This window comes from Vibrio sp. 11-4(1) (assembly GCF_013048625.1).
Lineage (GTDB): Bacteria > Pseudomonadota > Gammaproteobacteria > Enterobacterales > Vibrionaceae > Vibrio > Vibrio diabolicus.
This window is the reverse complement of record NZ_VHSY01000010.1, coordinates 52447-70880: the sequence shown is the minus strand read 5'-3', so window position 1 is coordinate 70880 and position 18434 is coordinate 52447. Positions and strand designations below refer to the sequence as shown.

Below are 18434 nucleotides of genomic sequence, written 5' to 3'. Positions count from 1 at the left end.
TTGTGGAAATATGATCAAGGATTGGCGTTAAGCTCGTTTGAACTCCGAAAAGTGGCTGCGCATGCCATCACGAACTTTGAGAGGCGTTTTGCGCAGCTTGGCGCGTGTCGCTGTGTCGTATAAGTATTGTTCCCATTCCCAATAGGACATATCACGTAGTCGGCCTACAGGCTCACCAACACTATTCATGAATATGTAGGTGTTCTTGGCTTGGCCGTTCGGGATTGAGTTGCCATTACCATCCAATATCTCAAAGACCCCTCTCGCACCGACAAACGTCACGGTCAGACCATATTGTGCCGCTGTAGCATCAATCATTGCGCTAGTGAGGTACACATTCTCGCCAAAGATTTTAGTACGGAGGATTTCACGACGATATTTCTTAATGTCTCGAACCCATTCAAAGATAACGCAGCGAGTATGTGGCGTTCGGATGTTGGTTTTTACTTTGATTAGACCAGCATCGAATAGCATTCTAATGACTCGATAGTTGATCTTCTCTCTTGGTGCAATTGTGTCGCCAGTAGCATCGTAGTCACAAATATGACCACCAGTAAGCCAACGATACGCTTGAGCGCTACCAAATTCCCCTGCGGGAGCATAGCTTAGCAACAACTTGTCATAGTAAAGGTAATCGCATAGGAAGTTACGGACTACCTTTGTTGCTTCTAACACGTCTAAATCAACTGGCTTTTGGCCAATGCTGTGATATTCACTCGCTAACATGAGATAACTAAGCCCTTTTTATATACTTATGCGGCTAGTCTAGTTTTGTTATCAAATGTTGGCAATTGGAGATAGCTATTAATTTGACAAATGCACTCATCAAACCCCTTGGCCACAACCACGTAATACCCTAGATTTTGGAACATTTTTATCTTTTCCTGTTGTTCCTTACTTGGGCGACCTTTTTCCGTTTTCACCTCCAAAAAGAACCCGTGATACACCCCTCTCGGGATAGGAAAAAATATATCTGGCACACCTTTCTTTTGTCCCTCATAGCTCATCATCGAAGCCGCTTTAGGTGTTCGGTAGCCACCATTAGGGATTGAGAAAACCAGCGGGTAAATATCCTTGTACTGCGTCTCTAACGTGTAGAACAAACGCACCTGTAACCAGTGTTCGGCCAGTTTCGTGTCGTTAAACTCTTTCGGGCGCTTAATCCCTTGTGCAAGGCGCGTTTTGTGTGGTGAATCCAGTTCCACTTTCTTCTGTGTTGCAGCGCGCGCAACGTCATTGTCTTTCTCAAGAATACGGATAAGCCAAGCTGGTAGTTCCGACTTATCCACCAGCGCGGTATTAGGGACGTTTATCGATGCCGGATTGATGATGTGATTAACAGAACGGTTAATCTCATTAAGTGCTGCATCGATATTGAAGTCGCCACCGTGGCCAGCTTTCACGCCTTTGCTTTTCCACTTCTTGCGCTTAGCGACTTGGTTTGCGAGGAAAGAGTGATCGAATCGTGGTGCCTTGGCCATAACTAGATAAGCCCTTGTACAACTAAAATCTCTTGCTCCTTACGGCGGTTGAAGTAGGCAAAAACCTCGTCCTTGATGAATTGCTTAGATACCACCTTGCGGCGGCCTCCTTGAGAGAAAACACGCTTAGCAATGTCCTCAGATAGCGTCCAACAAAGTGCGGTTTCGATTTCGGATTCGTCATTGATAGCTCGGTAGGCCGTGATCACCTTGGGTAGCTGGCGCACCAAGGAAGCTCTACAGTAAAAACATCGCTCATCGGGCAATTTCTCTACTACTCAAAAATTGGGATAAGGGAATAGGGTTAAAGTGTTTTATTCTTGGTTAGCAAAGCGCTCTAGGCGTTCTTCTAAGTCATCCAGCCAAACCAGTATTTCGCTACCTTTGTGAACGTAGTCGAGGTAGCTGTCTTGGATTAGTTCGGCCACATGACCCGAACACCCGTTTACTTCTGCCGCGATTGCACGGTTACTGAAATAAAAAGCACTTGGTGTGTCCGTAAAATCCGTTTCGCCTGTCGCCTCGCGCATTTCCATAAGCGCTTTAGTGGTCATTCGACGCAATACAATCAGTAAGTCGTCTTGAGTTGCTAACGCTAAATTTTGCTTACTCACCGTTCAAGCCGCCACGTAACTCAGCATCTTGTAATGACGAAACTCGTTCTGGAACGGTATTTCATCGTCAAAATCCATTGGTGGCTCGCCGTATTGCTGTTGAGATTGATCCCAACCGCCTTGTTGTTGCTGGCCACCAGCTCGGTTATTGCCAAGCATTTGCATCACGCCATTAAAGCCTTGAACTACTACCTCTGTGCTGTAACGGTCTTGGCCTTGCTTGTCTTTCCATTTGCGAGTCTGCAATTGACCCTCGATGTAAACTTGTGACCCTTTGCGTAGGAACTCCCCCGCTACTTCGGCCAACTTGCCGAACAACACCACTCGATGCCACTCGGTTTTTTCTCGGTTCTCCCCTGTCGCTTTATCGCGCCAAGTTTCGGATGTAGCGATCGTGATATTCGCTACTGCGCCGCCATTTGGCAGGTATCGGATTTCGGGATCTGACCCCAAGTTACCAACCAGAATGACCTTGTTAATGCCTCTTGAAGCCATTCGTTATTCTCCGGTATCTCTCTTTACCGCTTCGTCTCTGTTAGAAATCGCATCACCAAAGAACAAATAACCCACGTCTGTACTTGTGTAGACCGCTATCAGTTCTAGGTTTTGCACCCTTGGGTTCACTTCGCCATTCTCGATTTTTCGATAAGTGTCTGGTGATAACCCGATTAACCTGCTCATTTCGAGTATGGTTAAATCTGCATGCCGTCTCGATCGCTTGATTCGCGCTGCACGTTGCTGTCGATACTCAAGCGATTGGATTCGAGCGGCCTGTTTAGTCTTTGCGTCTCGCTTTTTCATAGAAGCTCTCCACTTCACTTGCTAGTCGTTCTTCCTCGGTTGTAGTCCCCTTAATCAATGCAACGCGATATTCATATAACCGATTCTTTGACCAATCGAGGCAGAGCTTTTGCCACTTGATAACGGCAACCGGTTCGGAAAGGTCGTAACCAGTCCCAAAACAGCTACAGCACTCCCACTTGCTAAATAACGACTTGGTGTAACCTGTGCCATTGCAAGTCGGGCAGCGATCCGGTTTGTCGTCCAATGTCACATCGGCATCTTGTAACCGGTTCGCCAGAGCTTCGCGTTCGTCCGTAAGCTCTATGCCCTCGAATGTATCCAGGATTGATGGTGAACTTTCGTCTCGCTCTCTTTGCCGTTGTTCCAGTTGAGAACGCTTAATTTCAGAAATTCCCTTACCCACCTTCCATTCCGAACACGTAATTTTTATTTAGAGTATAAAACCACTCAAAAAACAATGCAAAAAGTATTGATACAAAAACCGAAACGATGTATTTTCGTCTAAGCAAACAGGCTCATATTAGGAATCAGCAAATGTCATAGAACAACAGCAAAAAAGTTCACGACCAAATCCAAGCAGACGTTAAAGAGTACATGACCAACACCTCGAATAGCGTCTTAGACTTCGCTTTGGCCAATGCAATTAAGAACGGTCAGAACAACCTATATGACTTGTGTAAAAAGTGGAAAATCCATTTATATAAGCTACTTAGTAAGTTTAACAGTTCTCTTTTTAAAGTGGATGATGATAAAATCCACCTCGCATAGACGAATACGTTTAGCTATCGGGATAAGAGTAATGGAAAGCTTCGGGGAAACTCGAAGCTTTTTTTCGGCTCAACACTCAATCCGAACATTCAAGAATTTACGGCATAAAAAAGCGCCCACTCATAGAGCAAGCGCTTACCGTTCGGAAACCTACCAAACACCCACCAGCAACAAAAACCACAACCAAAAACCACAACCAATATAACAATAAGTGTCGTATTAACTACGAAACATGATTGGTGGAAGGTAAATCACTTCACTTTAAACAAATTATATTTATATTGAATACATAGCAACTTTATACAGATCAAAGATCAAACTGGATGTTATACATCGCCGATTTAAGTTAATGTCGATTTTTGATTATTAGGTTTTCAATGCACTTGGGGTGCAAATTTGGCAAGTGTATAGTGAAAAAAAACGCCTTACGTGATACCAGAGCGTTTAGCGTCTTATCACCGTCAATTAGTTGAGTTTAATACTGTCAACACTTAGGCTAATTGGAAATTAGTGAGCAAAAACTGGCCAAAATGATAGGAAGCTTAGCCACTTAAGTTGTACGGGGAAGCATTTTTGTTTTTAACAGGATAAGATGAGTTAACAGCAATACATTGAATGCGTTAACCCATCTGCTGGAAGCGGCAACTTTCTTTTGAGGTTGGCATCAAGCAGAAACGGAAAATGAACATGAATTATTGGATAAAAATCTTGCTCATATCCCGATTCATGTAGAGAAATGAATATTTTTCAAAGCGTTTCTTTATGAGAGGGGAATTATCTGATAACAATGGGACATAAGGACTTGGGAGTTTTCATGCTCCTAAACCCGAAACAGATAGCCAACGCGTTTGGGCGTTTGGGCGTTTGCAAAATTGGCAAAAAGTCTGGAATACTAGGCACAGCACGACTTGGAACAAAACGTTTCCTAATAACCTTGATGGTGTGAAGAATATAAAAAAAGGCTGGATTCGAAGAACCCAACCTTTAATTAGGAGGTAATTATGTAATCACCAACCAAGCTCGAAGCAGCTAGAAAGCTTCACTTCGTGCATACGGGTAATCAATGGTGGCCGCCATTAAAAACCCTTGTGCGTTGTCTTTCACCATGAGCCTTATCAGGGGAACAAATGGTAAATTTAATTGAACTGCTTATAGCGATAATCAATCTAGTCGCCGTTATAGTGCAAGCACTATTCGGTTAACCAACGCAGCTCTAGAAGTACATTGTTGCTTCTAGAGCACACTTACAACTATCCAACAATTAATATTTCCTGTCAATTCGTGTTTTTGTCAAGAACTCACACAAATGCGATCGCTATTCGGTTATGCCAGCCCAATTTGCCTTTCATAGTCCCTGCTACTATAAGCTAGATTGGAAATTGACCTACCACTACTTGTAGCACGCCGTTGTCTATAGCTAGGATCATTAACTCATCTAAACAACAAAAACTTGTTGTGTATGTGGGAAACTGTGTAAATCTTTGATTTTCCAGTTATCCACATACGCTATAAAGATCTATATTTAACTATATTAATCTATGGTAACTATAGATCTATAAGATCTATAGGAATTGTAAGTTATTGATATTAATGGGCTTTAAATCTTTTAAAGATCTTTTTTTAGGTCTTTGAGTAACAAGATCTAGGTTTAATTGATCATTTATTAGGTGTTTGTGATCTTCTTACAGGCTTTAATGCAACATAATTTAGGTGAAAGTGATCATATATCAGGTGATTGGGTAACATATTTTAGGTGTTTATTTTCTTAAATGACATATTTTAGGTGTGTGAGATGGTTATATCGAAGTCTTGTTCGGTTTTTTTTACTTTCGAGTCAATGATCACGTCGGATTCTCGCTTACATACCTAAAATGTGTCACATAGCTCATTTCAACCTAAAAAATGTCATCTATAGAGCGCATGACCTAAAACTTGTTAGCTATCAGTAATCGTGAGTATCGGTTAGTTCTGAAAGGGTATCTATCTTTTCCATTAACGACTCTAGTTCATGTATTCCATCATCATGTTTTTGTTGCTCTTTTTCTGAGTATCGTTTTGACAAGCTATCTTCAACTTTAAGAGCGTGGTCTTCTTTACCCACATAGCGGTACGCGATGGCAAGTGATTCTAGTTCAGACTCGGTGAGTCTGACTTGGTTTTGAAGCCTTTTCAATTCGAGTTGTCGAATTGTCTTTAGAGCATCGTGTTGATTTAGTTCATCAATTGAACCTAGCTTAACCCACCGGAAGAGAAACTTGATTCCTGTAATGGTTCTACCTTTCTTTACAACCTCAAACCCCTTATCACCCTGGCTACTTTCTAAAAATAGAAGCTCTTTGCTAATCTGAGGATGTTCAGAAAGTTCTTTAATACTTTCCCGGATACAACGTTTCATAAATACGCTGTTGTTTTTGAAGGAACTTTTATCTTTTTTCAGCTTCCCTGATTCGTCCAAAAGCCCAAATATTCCTTTCAGTTCACTAAGCTTTTGCGCATGCATTTCAAAGCCCTTGTCTTTGAAACGACTAAGCAGTTCGTACAAGCGCTTAGAGTACTCCTTTTTTACCTCAAAGAAATTGCGAGTGTTAATCAGAGCAAATCCTTGATTATATTCAATATACTCTGGTTTAAGCATATCGTTAGGAACCATCGTAAGTATGCCGTGTTTATAAGCGATATGTTTAAAAAGAGGTCTATAGTCGAATTCAATATCACCTTTCGGGGTTTCCACCTTTATCCCGATTTTTCGACTAGCTAGGCGGTTCGCTACTGGACTTAAGTTGCTACCGATATGTTTAGACTCAACACCTAACCACTCTGATAATTGATGTGAAGTAAATTCATAGTGTGGTGTTTTCTGATCCCAGTCGTTTGGTTTCATATGTGCAATCATCAACGCAAACATATCAGCTTCCCTAGCGGATAGATCTTGACGACTAAAGACCAGTTGATGGCCTTTTTTGATATGTTTCGGGAGGTTATCGCTTACCGCAGGGTAGAAATATTCTTCATCACTCATGCAAATGCATATCCATAAATAACAAGATTTAGGTAATTATGACACATTTTAGGTCGCGCATGTATAGAAATACTCACATCAAGCAGTGATTACAGATACCTGATTTGTACTCGCCCTACTGCGTCACGATAGTATTCAACCAAGCCTTGAGACTCTTTCTCGGAAATGGTGTTCATGTACTCTGCTAGTATGGTAGCTGTATCACGAACCTTGTTCACGCTAGCTTTCACGGCGCTTGCAGCCTTTTTGTGCCAGCTAGCAATCACAAACTTAAGGTATGACACGAACTTAGGCGCTAAAGGCTGTTGGTGCTTGTTGTACAGCTTGATAACACGACGAGCTCCACTAGCTGATAGGCGGCCTTGCTTAGCAGCTAATTGAAGTTGTTTTACTTCATCTGCGTCACGTTTGAAGATTTTCAAAAACCAAGAATCAGATGGGATACCGTTATTAATTTTATTTTTACTCTCTGTAGAGAGATCTTTTGTATTTATGCTGCAATTTTTGTTTTTGTCTGATTGCTCGCAAGCCTTGTCAGAACTGGCCTCAAGAGGTTTTTCCACAGAAGCCCCCCCTAAATGCAATTTTTGTCTATTACAAAACTTCTCTGCCGCTTGTAGCGCGTATTTGTATGCACCAGTGAACATGTTTTGGATGCCATCAACGCATAGAGTGATGTGACGTTGATTCTGACCTGTGTGATCGTTCCGCTTTGGCTGTCCATAAGCGATCAGGCCAAGTTCTTTAGCTATTTTGATGTAATTATCAATAGTGCGCTTTATGATTGGCTTACAACCGTAACGGTGACAGTTCTCGTTGTAGGTGCGCGCTAAGGTATCGCTTGAAGCAAAGCAAGTGTGACCATGCTTAAGGATAAAGCTTGAGATAGTTTCTAGTAGGCAAGCAAGCTTACGTTGTGCCAATGGTTTATTGGCTTTGATATTGGAAGCTTGTGTTCTGAATCCTGACTTCCAGTAACGAGGATTCAGCAAAAGTGGTGTAATTTGCATAAAATTTGCTCAAAAAAAAGGCGCAAAAATTTGCCACCGATCTCTTTGAACGTTATAATTACACCTGTCTTGTGTTGTGTAATTTTAACGCTCGCTAAGATTGGTGCTCAAAACAATCTAAGTTGTTAAATTAATTACTAACTATTTGAGGCATTAGTCGCCAAACTAAAATGTCTCAGTTGATTAGGCTTCGGTCTAATTCATTACGGCATAATGACTTTCCTTAAGTTCGTTTGTCGTGACGCTTTAAGTTTGCCGCTTAAAGCTCGATTTTAGTAAGAAAGCCCGCTCGCCAAAGCGGGCTTTTTTATTTTCTGTTGCCCGAAATCGAATCACTTTCTCTCTATCACGGCATCGCCATGATCTAATTACAGAAAAACTCCCCTATTATTGATCGTAAATGGTTGATCAAACAAGTCTCCATATCAAAGCAATTCCGAACAAGGGGCGTTACCATCTGGCGCTAGAGTTTACCAAAAATTTTATCTATTTAAACTCCTTTTAGGCGTGTTAGTATTCCGAACACGATAAATTTTGTGGATAACTCTGTGATGAAATTTACTCCCCCACCAAGTGCTGAACAGCAATTAGAAACTCAAGTTGACCAATTAAAACAACAGTTTAAGCGCCGACAGTTCCCGAAAAAGAACGCACCAGTGCTACCGTTGGATTTGTTAGTAACAATCTCCGGTTGCACCTTTGGTTTGCATAGCCAAAAAGACGGTAGACTCGTTCTAAAGGCCGACAAGGCGATTAACTTTGATAAGGGTATCAATGTTTTGCGCTCAGTGTCGTATATTGCTGGCGCGCGAGATAGCGTATCTATCGCTGGTTGGGACTGGCGACCTACGCACTTTAAGAAAGATAAACTCTACTTGCGTCCTGTCGCTCCTAGTGATTTATGATATTCCGAATTGGCCACCAGAATTTTCGATTAAATTGACTGTTTTTTGTACTTGATTGCTAATCGCTGGTGGCGCTTTTTGATTGATCAGCTTATTGGAATTTTCGTGCCGAAGATCCGAAGTTGACGAACTGCTGTTTAATTTGAGGCGCAACACTCACTTTTTGCTCTACTGGAACATAGCTATTTGTCGGTAAAGTCGCCATTTTTCGGGAACATAGCGACTCAAACATAGCTCGCACCACTTGATGATCTTCCTTGCTGGCCATGTTGGCGATCGCTTTGCGCTGCGCATCGGTCACATAGATAGGTAAAGAGTCCACAACATCAAGCAGCATCGAGGTTGCCTTAGCGTTTTGCTCTACCTTTTCACGCAAATCTGTGTTCACGCTTTCTAGGTACATAAGCTGGTTAGTAAGATCACCGACAAGCTCAACATTGGTCTGTTGAGTCATGTTCGCGTAGATATTACGCGCGGATTCCTCATCAAAACCTTGTTCCTGTAGCGATTCGAGGATCATTTGCTCGCTGTTCGCACTTTCCATCATCATGGCCGGATGGTCTAGGCTGATATAGTTCGGCTGCAATACGTAGTCCATACCGTGATATGAAGTAGTGATCGATGCCTCGCGTGTATCTTGGCCACCAGTCGCCCAGCTCCAACCACCAGCACGACTATTGTGCAAACCTAAAGCAATACGGCCTGTGTCGGTATCTAAAAACTCTTGAGTGTGTTCAACAATACCGTCATCTGAACAGGTGATAGAGACTGTGCGGTTAGATGGCACGTTTTCTACCACAACCGGACGACCATTAATCATGATCACCTCAGTTTCACCGATTGAGAGCTTATTGGCGCGTTGGCGGGATTGATGGCCATAGTAACCATACGCCTCACCTAGTCGCAGTAGCTCTTTAGTTCGTGGGCTGTTGATCATCGCTTGCACGGCTTTGATGATGTAATTGCGCTTGTTGGCGCTAAGTTTTCGACCGTCATTGAATAGGCTGAAACGGTCGGATACTTGTTTAAGTGCTTTTGCTGTCACTTTCTTTTCTCCATTAATGGCTTTGGATTTCGGTTAGTAGGTCGAGAACTACGTCTCTAACGAATCGTTCCGCTTCGCTTTGGTTAGTCATGCCAATGGATTCCATCATCTTGTCGTTCTTGGCCACTTGAGCCGCGAGCTCGGAAATGACTTCATTGGCCAGCTCGGAATCGAGGCCAACAACGGACGTATAAAGATGGTTTTTGAGTTTCGGAGACTTGCTGATTGGGGATTGCTCGATAAGGTCAAGCACAGTAGTCAGCATGGTTGCATAGTTCGCTTGCGACTCCATTGCCGCCGACTTCTCTTGCTCGATAGCAGTATTGAGAGAGTTAAATCGGATCTCGAATGGCATATCGTTGTCGTTCCACACCTTGCCGTCTCGATAGATGGTGTGAATGTCGATAGCGCGCTTAACGAACGCCACCACGGCTGCGCGGATTTGGTTGGCGCGTAGTGCTGATTGAATAGAAGTGCGGAAGAAACCGCCCTCGCCTAGCCCACCAGAAAGAAGATCACCAAACCCAAGCATGGATGGGTCTACGCCAAGCGTTCCGGCTAAGCGTTTAAGGTGAAACATAATGTCTTCGATGTGGGAGATATTTGGGTCAGTGGTAAAGGTATCGATCTGTAAGCCACCTTTAGCACCACCCATAAAGGGCAATAGCGTGTTGATGACTGTTGGAATGAAACCTAGCTTACGGGAACGGTCTACCACCTCTTGACGGTCTTGCTTCATCTGGTCAGCGACCATGTTGATGTATTCCGCAGCTCCCGCAGCATCTAAGCCGTCAGTGTTTACCGCTACCATGCGGTCGATAAGTGAAGCATTTACACGACTTGCGCCGAGCGCTGCAATGGACTGGCGAAGCATCGACCAAGCCTCAAAACAGGTAAGAAGAATGGATGTGCCGTAGTTCTGCGTCTCGATTGGCATGCGTGAATACGCATCGTCATAAAGTGAGTAGCGCTGGCCAGTGTAGTTAACTGGCGGCATATCCATATCTGGTCGCCAGATTGGCATTTTTAGTGGGATAAGCGCCCAAGGCTCGGCAAGGCGTACCTGTTCGCCGTTCGTTCTGGTTTGTAGATATTCCGCAGTAAATCCAGCTAGCTCGCCCGAACGTTCGTACTCACGAATTTGGTTTGGCAACGTGTAGTAGTTGGCCTCAAAGTGAGTAATACCCACGCCCTCTTTCGTGTATGGGCGAACATAGTTAACCCCATAAACCAGCGTTGAATACGTCCAGTTCATTAGGTTTTCGTTGATTGGAGTTAGCAACTCTCGGTTAAGACGGCCTACGTACTCGGCGTACTTCTCATCGGTTGGATGAAGATACACAGCCATGCCATTGTCGTTTGATACCGAAAGAGCGTGACCAAGGTGCAGATTGAGCGCGGCATCAATCGTGCTGTCCTCGGCCATCTCCTTGAGTATCGGATATAGCATGAAGCGATCTTTCGGCAGTTTGTGCAGAAAAAAGCGGTCTGAGCTTTTTCGACCGTCATTGGTCAGAGCGCCGTTGCTTTCATCTAATTGGTTTTCGCGATCGTGGAATGGCGATCCCGTATATCCAGCGCCAGATTCAAAACTGATCCCGCTCTCTTTATCGTCATTCTCGTTAAAGAAAGGGAACGCTTGTTTTAAAGCTGTCGCTAGCCCAATTGATGCCTTGTTTTGCGACATGTGCGACCTCGGTTAGTTGAGGCGCTTTCTACAGGGATGGGGATGATCTTGGATGATAGCGCATCGCGTCAATGTGACCAATACGCTAATAAATGATTGATGTTCTATGCGTTAAATTTTTTTAGTCAAAGTTCAATTGCTTGCCTTTGAATCTTGGTTACTCACCAAAAACACTAATTTTTATTCTTGATGACAACTTGCGTGTTCGGAATAATTATCTCGTCCCTAAAAATCTACTTCCTTAGATATTTTAGATTATTCATTAACTTAAATTGATATTGATAGTGGCGTTTTTTTGGGATGGGGAATAGGAAAGGAAAAAGTCGGGCGAAAGCTCGACTTTTTTTTTGGCTTTTATCCAAAGAATAAAAGGCACGTTCAATGAACACTGATTTAACCCGCAGTATTGAACAGGCGACAACAATCGATGAACTGGTACGCCAGTTTGAAGCCTTGCTCGCTGTCGATATTAGCGACACTCCAAAAGGCCACCAGCGCCTTAAGGCTAACCAACTAGCCAAAGATATTCTCGCCAAGTACAACGGCGACTACTCCAACGTTTCACCCGAAGATAAGGCAGCTCTGCGCGACTACACAGGTTTTGGCGGTATCGGTGGCTCTACCAACGAATACTACACGCCTAAATGGCTGGCGAGCGCGACTTGGGATGCAGTTCGTTCCTATGGTTTTACTGGCGGTAGCGTACTTGAACCAAGTTCGGGTGTGGGAGTATTTAGCGAAACCAAACCTAAAGGCACCCTGACTACATCCGTAGAAATGGATCAGACCTCGGCGGCCATTAACCAAATTCTTCACCCCGAAGACCATGTAATCCAATCTGCATTCGAAGCGGTAGCAACTAATCCTGGCATTGGCGACTTTGACCTAGTGATCGGCAACCCGCCTTATGGTGTTCGAGACGCTAGCGCGATGAAAGACAAAGCGTACAAAGACATTAAGTACGCTGATCAGTATTTCGTTTCTCGTTCTATCGATAAAGCGAAAGCTGGTGGCTTGATTGCCCTAGTGCTGCCAACTCGTATTTGTGATGCGAAAAACCTTGAGAAGTGGCGTACACAACTCGCGCTTAAAGCGGAGTTTTTGGGCGCGCACCGACTACCAACGGGCACGTTCTCTGATACGGGCGTAGTGACTGACCTTGTTATCTGGCGCAAACACAGCGACCAAGCGAAAGCACTGATTGATAGCGCCGACCGCGACACGCTGATTGAATCTAACGTACTTTGGGACACTTGGCTCAAAGGTAAGTGGTTCGAGCGCGAGGGTAAGAAATTCATCAACGGCGAACAGACTGTTGAGGGCGTAGGTAAGTTTGCGCGCAAAGTCGTGAAGCGTGGCAACCGTTCTAACGATGATATTAAAGAGTCGCTAATGCGCCGCTTTGACAGTCGCATTGACTGGATGTTACTCGATGAAGCGGTTAGTGAGCCAGTGAGCGCGAAATATTCCGATGGAGACACGATTTTCCGCAATGGCCAGCAGTACGAAATGATTGATGGCGAATGGGAGCTATCTGAAAGCAATGCGAAAACAGGCGTTATCAGTAAGGCGACCTATGGCGTAGATAACACCGATGAGATCGGTTCTATCACCTACTCTACTGAATCGATGCTTAAGCTATCGGCCAGCCAAGCGCTCAAGCTTTTCGAAGATTACGGTTACTTGTGTCATGACGACTTTAAAGCCCTAATGCGCGAGATTGCCAAGCTGCCAAAAGCGAGCCAAGAACACGCTTACAAAGGCATTCTACTTGGCATGAAAGTTCAAACACTTGCAACGCTGGTTGCTGGTAGCCGAACTACATCCAATAGCGACTTGATAAACATGGCAATGGGCGCGGAGGACTTCCAGACCGAACAATATCGCGTGAAGTTAAGCGGCGAAGTGTTAGAGCTGAACACATTAATGGGCGGTTCTAAGGTATCGAAGAAAGCGCTAAGCAACTTAAGCGAGAAGTACGTCTCTGCATGGAATTACTACCACTCATCGATCGATTCTAAGGGCAAACTATCTGACCTACTCAAAGGCGACCTTAAGCGTGAGCTGACCGTTCAATACAGTTCGTCTCGCATTGGTGACGTGTTCCATCTATGCGACCGTGAACTAGGCATAACCACACTGACACTGGATGACGTTCGCAAGTATTACACCGCAAGCGGTATCGATGCGATGAGCGATGAGCAGTTGCTTGATTATCTAGCGAACATGGATGAGGTAGCCGTAAACCCTGACGGCACGGTGACGGCATTCCATAAAGCGACGACTGGCCTAGTCGGTAAGCGCATGGATCAGCTGACCGCACAATTAGTATCGACCACCAGCGATACCGTGAAAGCTAACATCATGCGCCAAATTCAAGCCATCGAATCTAAGCGAAACAAGCTCTCGATTGCCGATGTGAAGATGAAGCTTACCGATAAGTGGATTCCTAAAAACATCATGCTTGAGTTCCTGCATGACCGTGGCTACACGGAATTTATCTTGGGCGACTTTACCGAGGATAAGGACGGCTTTGAGGATTTCGTACAAAGCGAATCCGGCCAATACCTTACTGGCTACCGTTGGCGTGATGGCGAATGGATTGATGGCCTAACTCGTAATGGCGTGAAAGGTAAAGCAGCGAACAGCGATGAGCGATTTGAGCGTCAAATTGAATCGTACATCAACTATGGTGCGGTTCGTGGCGGTAGTAAGAACGAAGATAAATCACTTATCCGTGAACAAATGCGCCGCCTCGATGATGAGTTTTCTACATGGATTGCATCATCTGACCATTCAGAATACTTGGAACAGGTTTACAACAATACGTTTAACGGTTGGATTAAGCCGGAGTTTGATGACTCACCACTAACGCTAAATGGCGTATCTGGTGCGATTGAGTTCCTACCTTACCAAAACTCAACGATTCGCCGTCACAGTGCAGACGGTAACGGCATTATTGCCTTTGGTACTGGCTTGGGTAAAACGCTCACTGGCCTTGGCCTCGTGCAGCACAACCTAGAAACCAAACGCGCTAACCGTGTGGCCATCGTTGTTCCTAAATCCGTGTTAGAGAACTGGTTCTATGAGTCCGACCTGTTCTTTGGTGAAAGCAATCTATCTGACAAGGTATTTATCGGCCTTGAAGTTCACAAAGACGATGACGGAAAAATCATTCGGGAACCGGTATTAGATGAAACGGGCGAACCGAAGTTAGACAAGAAAGGCGATCCTATCTTGCGCGCCAAACTGACCGTAGACACAAACGGCAAGCGCGTAGCAGAACAGCTCCACCAGCTTACACAGTCAACCGCTCGCATCGTGGTAATGACAAAAGACGTGTACAACCGCATTCCATTGAAGCCGGACACGATTTCGGCCAACGTGCTTGAAATGCGCGATGCTGGTTTGATTGCTGGTTCAAGCAAGCTAGTTAAGGAAGCGGAAAGCCACACAGAGCAAGCGAAGAACGCGCGCTTTGAAGCGAAATATGCTGACGATGGTACGGCCAAAAACGAAGAACTACCGTACTTTGAGGACTTGCTATTCGATTCGGTTATGGTCGATGAGGCGCATGATTTCCGTAACTCGTACAAGGGCGGCTCATACCGAAACAATCTGGCATTCTTGCCTAGCCAAGCGCAAGCCGATCGCGCTATCGATATGCAGCTTAAGAACAACGTCATTAAGGCTCGCAATGACGGTCGAGGCGTTTACTTCCTAACAGCTACGCCAACCGTAAACAGCCCTGTTGATATGTTCAATATGCTGTCCCACATCATTCCGGCAGACACGTTTGCCAAGATGGGGATTTTTGACAGCGACGACTTTATCCGCATGTTTGGTAAGACTGGCGAAGCGCTGGTTACTAAGATTTCGGGCGAAGTTGAACAGCGTGAAGCCCTACTCGGATTCCAAAACCTAGACGCACTTCGAAACATCGTTAACCGCTACATGACGATCGAGGATGCTAAATCCGTTGGTGCCAACGTTCACATTCCTGACCTGATTAGCCAGCAAAGCGTTGTCCAAATGAATAGCGAACAGGAAGCGCTATATGAGGAACTACGCCAGCGCGCTGACGCAATCAGTAATCCAGACAAAGACGAAAACCAAGAGATTGTCGAGCAATACCCTAACGACACGGTTTTCGGCCTAATCCGTAAAATGGACAAGGTAAGTACAGACCTTGATTTGTACTATGAGCGTGTTACCTACCGATTCGCCAAGGACAGCAAGAAAGAGGTAGAGGCGGCAGTATCTAAGCTACCAAATACCGTCACGGTCGCTTTTGAGGATGTGGCACCAGACGGCACGGTTAAGCTAAGCAAAATCCAAGTTAAGGTTGATAAGAGCGTTAAGGTCGAGGGCGATCACTGCGTGGTTCAGCTCCACCAGCAACTTGATGACCGATTCACAAACATTTGTGACAAGGCCAAGTTGAAATTTACGCACCCTGTCTCCCCTAAGTACGCCAAGTTCCTTGAAAACGCGCGCGAGATTTATCTGGCTGGCGGTAAGCAGCTTGTCTTTACCGAAGAAAAAACACAGCACAAGAAAGTCGCGCGAATCATTGCGGATTTTGTTGGTTGTAAGCTGTCTGAAATCGGTATTTTGAACAGCGATACCGTTGCGGGTAAGAAAGGCTCTAAAGCGACTGAGGACGATGAGGAAGCGGGTTTGGAAGCAATGGCCAATGCTTACAACACCTCGAAATACAAATTCATGATCCTCAATAAAAAAGGCGAAGTCGGCATCAACTTGCATCATGGCACAACCGATATTCACCACTTAACGCTACCTTGGACTCCAATGAGTATCACACAGCGTAATGGCCGTGGCGCGCGTGTTGGCTCTAAACAAAACAGCGTGAACGTTCACTACTACACGTCGAAAGGCTCATTCGATGATTTCCGCTTGGCCACAATCCAACGCAAAGCCACTTGGATTGAGACAATGTTCAAAGGTGATGAAAAGTACATTGCGAACGCCGATGCAGACGCAGCCGACGAAACTGCAATCATGCTGGCAGCAAATCCAGAAGAAGCGAAAGCCCGTATCGAAGCGGCTAAGCGTCAAGCTGAGCGCAAGCGCAAATTAGAGGAACGCCGACTAGCAAGTATTAACGTTAGCAAGTACATCAAAGCCACCCAAATGCTTGCTTTGGATGTGAGTGCGGTTGAGGGCGAGCTGGCCGAACTACGCGAGAAGTTAGAGCCACTACGCAAAGAGGTGGAAGAAGATCGCCTACGTGCAGAGGGCGAGAAGCGCGGCAGTTGGCAGCACAAAAACTACCAACGCACCAAAGGCAGACTGTTTGCGCTAGAAAGCCAAATCAAAACCTATGAGGCAGCGATCAAAAACCGCGACAAAGCGAGCGATACCATCAAGAAATTGAAACCAGCAATGGAGCTGGCCATCAATGACGGTGTGTTAAAGGATTACCCTGACTTCCTAACTCATCCAGAGTTATACATTGTTCGCAACGGTGTGATTGTTCGTAATGGCTACACCTACAAAGCCGAAGTTAAGAGCCGTTCTTGGAGCGCCGAGTACGACTCAAAAGCAACAATCATGATCACCAACTTCGACCGTAAATCTGGCACGGTGGACGGCTTTATTACTGAAATGGACGGCGAACCAGCGTCACGCAACTATGTCGATCTACCTGTTGAGCGCATCATTGAAATTGCGCCAGTGAATCAGGATAGAGCAGCACTAGAAGCAAAAGCGCTCCAAGGTGTACCACTAAGTGAAGTCGCTCATACGTTTGACCGTGAGACGTTCTTTGAACTGGTCGCAGAGAAGAAAATGAAAGCCTACGGTAATAGCCGCCGTTGTTTGGTGCGTAATGCTGACGGCTCATTCTCTACTCCGTGGGGATTGGATGTTGAACCAGACCAAACGCTGATTTATCCAGATGCGAGCGATAAAGCGACCGCGAAAGCCCTACTCGACCAAGTGACCAAGCAATTGGAAGATAAAGGTCGCGTGATGTTGGAACACGACATTCTAAGTTTCTTTATCGGTAGCGATTGGGACAAACAGGCGATGGAAAACGGCAACCAAGTGAGCGAACAGGAAGTCGTTGAACTGGTGACACTTGAGATCAAAGCATTCGAGGAAAAATACCCTGAGCTTTATCAAGAGGCACTACTCAAAGCGGAGACGATTTACAAAACGTCTATCACGTTCCTCAAAGAGCTAGATAACCATCTAAGCAATTTGAAATGGACAGGTTACACCAACGCACACGAAGCGCGCCGCCTATCGGCTCGTGAGTACACTCGTTACACCGATATTCTGACCGAACGTTCGAGCGAATACCGCACAGAGTTGGAAGATAAGCTATTCGCTGACTTCACTAAGCTGGTGGCCAACGACCCTGACCGTGCAAAACGTCTATCACAGATCGCGTGCTGGATGACGCAATACAAGCCAACGACCGATACTCACTTGCTGAAAAAGGTCGATGCGATTTACGGCGAAAACTCACAAGAAACCATGCTTAAGGTATGCGCTGACCTACACGCTATTGGCGAACGTGAGTTCCTATCCGGTGATGGCCTAATCTTCTCGGATGACTGGTCATTGAATCGCATGAAAGGTGCGTATGGTTCGCTATTCACTTATCGCAGCGCACAGCGTGAGGAATTTATCGAGAAGTACCTAAATGCGGATAAGCCGGAAAAGGCCGAGGTTAAAGTGACCGAAACGCAGAAAGTGAAAATCGATAATATCTCTGCCATTAACGTAGAGAGCATCGAGAAGTTTAGCGAACTAATGTCAGGCATTGGCATCGACGTTAAAATGGTGACTTCACCAATTAGCTGGAAGCCTAAGTGCGGTCGCAACCGAAAAGAGATTGTTGTAGAGCCATACGAGCGCATTGGTTTGATGGACAACAATGGCCTTAAAGGTTCGCTTAAAGTGATGTTCGCTGGTGACAAGGAAGCTAAGGCCGAGTACGGCGCTGACTTCGCATCAAACGCAAGCAGTGAATTTAATGGCGGCTGGTGGTTTATCTCTGCTAAAGCGGATTTGGAATTGCTAGCGAAATCGCTATTAACCATTCACAACACAATGGCCGAAGCTGCCTAA

The 18434-nt window shown here is 45.1% G+C and carries 13 protein-coding genes; 2 read left to right on the top strand and 11 right to left on the bottom strand.

Going from position 1 to position 18434, the window contains the following annotated elements:
* Positions 1–27 precede the first annotated feature (27 nt).
* The 9 genes from FKN16_RS19450 to FKN16_RS19410 all read right to left on the bottom strand — a co-directional run bounded on the left by FKN16_RS19450 (position 28) and on the right by FKN16_RS19410 (position 7696).
* Positions 28–726 carry a hypothetical protein gene (locus FKN16_RS19450; protein WP_017634077.1) on the bottom strand — a complete coding sequence of 233 codons (699 nt, stop codon included), beginning with the start codon at positions 724–726 and terminating at the stop codon, positions 28–30.
* A 26-nt stretch (positions 727–752) separates the two neighbouring features.
* Positions 753–1481 carry a VRR-NUC domain-containing protein gene (locus FKN16_RS19445; protein WP_048626743.1) on the bottom strand — a complete coding sequence of 243 codons (729 nt, stop codon included), beginning with the start codon at positions 1479–1481 and terminating at the stop codon, positions 753–755.
* Positions 1482–1483: 2 nt separating this feature from the next.
* A complete protein-coding gene (locus tag FKN16_RS19440; protein WP_199266778.1) occupies positions 1484–1708 on the bottom strand; it encodes a hypothetical protein in 225 nt (74 codons plus the stop codon).
* Positions 1709–1795: 87 nt separating this feature from the next.
* Positions 1796–2095 (bottom strand): hypothetical protein, encoded by a 300-nt coding sequence (locus FKN16_RS19435; RefSeq protein WP_033905414.1) that lies wholly within the window; start codon positions 2093–2095, stop codon positions 1796–1798.
* A gap of 3 nt (positions 2096–2098) precedes the next feature.
* The gene (locus FKN16_RS19430; protein ID WP_033905415.1) at positions 2099–2590 is read right to left on the bottom strand and encodes a single-stranded DNA-binding protein; all 492 of its coding nucleotides are present in this window, start codon (positions 2588–2590) and stop codon (positions 2099–2101) included.
* A 3-nt stretch (positions 2591–2593) separates the two neighbouring features.
* Positions 2594–2896, bottom strand: coding sequence for a helix-turn-helix transcriptional regulator (locus FKN16_RS19425; RefSeq protein ID WP_033905416.1), 303 nt, complete (start codon positions 2894–2896; stop codon positions 2594–2596).
* The gene (locus FKN16_RS19420) at positions 2871–3302 is read right to left on the bottom strand and encodes a hypothetical protein (RefSeq protein ID WP_033905417.1); all 432 of its coding nucleotides are present in this window, start codon (positions 3300–3302) and stop codon (positions 2871–2873) included. Before FKN16_RS19420 ends, FKN16_RS19425 begins: the two co-directional genes overlap by 26 nt.
* 2307 nt (positions 3303–5609) lie before the next feature.
* Complete coding sequence (locus FKN16_RS19415; protein WP_024703815.1) at positions 5610–6686, bottom strand: replication initiation protein; 1077 nt, start codon at positions 6684–6686, stop codon at positions 5610–5612.
* An 89-nt stretch (positions 6687–6775) separates the two neighbouring features.
* Positions 6776–7696 carry a hypothetical protein gene (locus tag FKN16_RS19410; protein WP_170903394.1) on the bottom strand — a complete coding sequence of 307 codons (921 nt, stop codon included), beginning with the start codon at positions 7694–7696 and terminating at the stop codon, positions 6776–6778.
* Between the two features lie 551 nt (positions 7697–8247).
* On the opposite strand from FKN16_RS19410, the gene FKN16_RS19405 reads away from it, so the two are divergent.
* Positions 8248–8601: a hypothetical protein gene (locus tag FKN16_RS19405; protein ID WP_131815239.1), complete on the top strand. Its 354-nt coding sequence runs from the start codon at positions 8248–8250 to the stop codon at positions 8599–8601.
* A gap of 91 nt (positions 8602–8692) precedes the next feature.
* On the opposite strand, the gene FKN16_RS19400 is transcribed toward FKN16_RS19405, so the two are convergent.
* Entirely contained in the window at positions 8693–9646 is a 954-nt protein-coding gene (locus tag FKN16_RS19400; protein ID WP_042522720.1) for a hypothetical protein, read from the bottom strand.
* Between the two features lie 13 nt (positions 9647–9659).
* Positions 9660–11333: a portal protein gene (locus FKN16_RS19395; RefSeq protein WP_170903393.1), complete on the bottom strand. Its 1674-nt coding sequence runs from the start codon at positions 11331–11333 to the stop codon at positions 9660–9662.
* A 381-nt stretch (positions 11334–11714) separates the two neighbouring features.
* On the opposite strand from FKN16_RS19395, the gene FKN16_RS19390 reads away from it, so the two are divergent.
* Positions 11715–18434, top strand: a complete 6720-nt coding sequence (locus tag FKN16_RS19390) for an SNF2-related protein (RefSeq protein WP_170903392.1) — start codon at positions 11715–11717, stop codon at positions 18432–18434.